Below are 2,466 nucleotides of genomic sequence, written 5' to 3'. Positions count from 1 at the left end.
CCGCCGGAAAAGCCTACATTCATGTACCGCCCGGCATACTCCGGGTCAATCTGCAGCTCTTCCATAGCGGCCCTCAGCTCCTTGCGGAACTTCATGATTTTTACCGGCTTGCCGGTTACGGCCTGACGGGAAGCCCGCAGCATATTCTCCACCGTAATCCCCGGTATTTCCTCCGGATTCTGGAAGGACAGAAAAATCCCCCTGCGGGTGCGCTCAAAGGTTTTCAGCTCCTGCAGGTCTTCACCCTCAAAGCTGATACTGCCGCCGGTAACCTCATACCTGGGATGCCCCATAATCACGTTCATCAGCGTGGACTTGCCGGAGCCGTTAGGCCCCAGGATAACATGAATCTCGCCGGCATTAATCTCCAGCTCCAGCCCCCGCAGGATTTCACCCTTGTCCTGCCTGCCGGCCACGCCTGCATGCAAATCCTTAATCTCCAACAATTTTCTGCTCATTATAAAATCTCCTAATACACACAATCAGCCATGTGGCTGTAATCTCATCCTGTACGTTTTATTTCCGATAAAATTACTCGGAATTACTATTACACATTATACGGACATGGATACAGCTTGTCAATAATCCTTACCATTTTTATCAGAATTATTTTATCGCATACAAAAAAAGCCTTCGCCCACCGGCAAAGGCTTTTGCAATCAGTCCCCGTGCTTTCCAATATATCCGGCCACCAGCCTCACCATCACATCTACATCAATCGGCTTGGCCAGATGGTCATTCATGCCCGCTTTCAGGCACAGCTTCTTGTCCTCCTCAAAGGCATTGGCCGTCATGGCAATAATCGGAATTTCCGCCTTGCGGGCATCCGTCATGCCGCGGATTGTCTCTGTCGCCTGCAGGCCGTTCATGTTCGGCATCTGCACATCCATGAGAATCAGGTCGTAGTATCCCGCCTCCGCATCTGTCAGCATCGCCACGCACTCGGCGCCGTCACAGGCCCTTGCCACCTGACAGCCCAGCTCCGACAGCAGGGTCGCCGCAATCTCCGCATTCAGGTCATTGTCCTCTGCCAGCAGTATCCTGCCTCCCCTGATATCGGACTCATTTTTCAGCTCATCAGTCTTTTCCTCATGCTCCTCCCTGACGGCAATCCTGAAATAAACCACGATGGTAAAGGCGGTCCCCCTGCCCTGGGTGCTCTCCACCGAGATTGTGCCACCCATCAGGTCCACCAGCTTCTTCACAATCGGCATGCCCAGCCCAGTTCCGACAATCTGCGATTCCGTAGTATTCCTCGCCCTGGAAAACTCGTCAAAGATATGCGGCAGGTATTCCTCCGACATGCCGATGCCGTTATCCCGCACCACAATCAGGAACTTGCTATGACCTTTCGATTCAGAATCCAGCTCCCGTATCTCCAGCCATATCTCACCGCCGTCCGGCGTATATTTGATGGCATTGCTCAGGAGGTTCAGGAAAATCTGCCGCACCTTGGTGGTATCCAGATAATTCTCGTCATGCTCCGCCAGCACCGTGGTGTGCAGTGTCAGCTTCTTTGCCCGCAGGCTGGCCTCAAAAACCGCCTTGATGTTGTCAACCAGCTCATGCAGGCTGATGATTTCCTCCGCCAGCGTTTCCTGCCCGCTCTCAATCCGCGCCATTTCCAGCACGTTGTTGATAAGGCTGAGCAGAAAATCCCCGGAGGACTGGATTTTTGCCACATAGTCATCCACCAGCTCCGGCTTATCCCTGTTCTTTTTCAATAACTCCGTAAAGCCAAGAATGGCGTTCATCGGCGTGCGGATATCGTGGGACATATTAAAGAGGAATTTCGTCTTGGCACGGCTGCCTTCCTCGGCCTGCTCCAGTGCCTTCTGCAGCACATAGTGGGTCTTCTTTTCCAGCCTGGCCGCCCGGATGTACATAAAGGCAACAGTCATGGACAGCAGGGCAATCAGCCCCATGACGAAAATCACCAGATACTGATACTCCATAAAAAAATCCGCCAGGGTGTACTCATACATCTCCTGCTCATAGTTGCGGATATTCAGCATGATGTAGTCCTCTTCCAGGACACTTACGCCGCGGTTCAAAAGGTTCAGAAGGTCAGCCGAGCCGCTGGCCACGCCGAAGCCCAGCATGGCAATAGACGACGTTGGCGAGGCATTCAGCATCTTGTACTTGCCCTGCCGCAGCAGCGGATATGTGCGCATGCCGTTCAGCAGCGTACCGCCCACGCCGCCGTACTTGACGGCATCCAGACACCCCTCCACCGTATCATAAAAAACAATCTCGGCCTCCGGGTATATGGAGCGGCTGCCCGCCAGCTGCATGTAATTCCCGCGCACTACGGCAATTCTTTTTTCCTTTTCCTTGGTATACTCACCGGCATAGATAAAATCGGAGCTGACGCTGGTAACATCCGCCGAGCCGGCCAGCCCGTACTGCTCAGCCACCCACATATCGTTGAACACCGGGAAGATGGCATCTACCTCGCCCTTGTGC

At 53.6% G+C, this 2,466-nt stretch carries 2 protein-coding genes; both read right to left on the bottom strand.

Translation table 11 applies throughout. The features are described from left to right. A partial coding sequence (locus tag ACI3UA_RS05015; protein ID WP_439723736.1) for an ABC transporter ATP-binding protein occupies positions 1–458 on the bottom strand: 458 nt, incomplete at its 3' end. Between the two features lie 201 nt (positions 459–659). Beyond that, positions 660–2,466, bottom strand: a 1,807-nt coding sequence (locus ACI3UA_RS05010) for an ATP-binding protein (protein WP_439723735.1), incomplete at its 5' end; no start/stop codon positions are given.

The organism is Anaerovibrio sp. (assembly GCF_051866355.1).
Lineage (GTDB): Bacteria > Bacillota > Negativicutes > Selenomonadales > Selenomonadaceae > Anaerovibrio.
The sequence above is the reverse complement of the archived record's forward strand: the minus strand, read 5'-3'. Positions and strand labels throughout refer to the sequence as shown.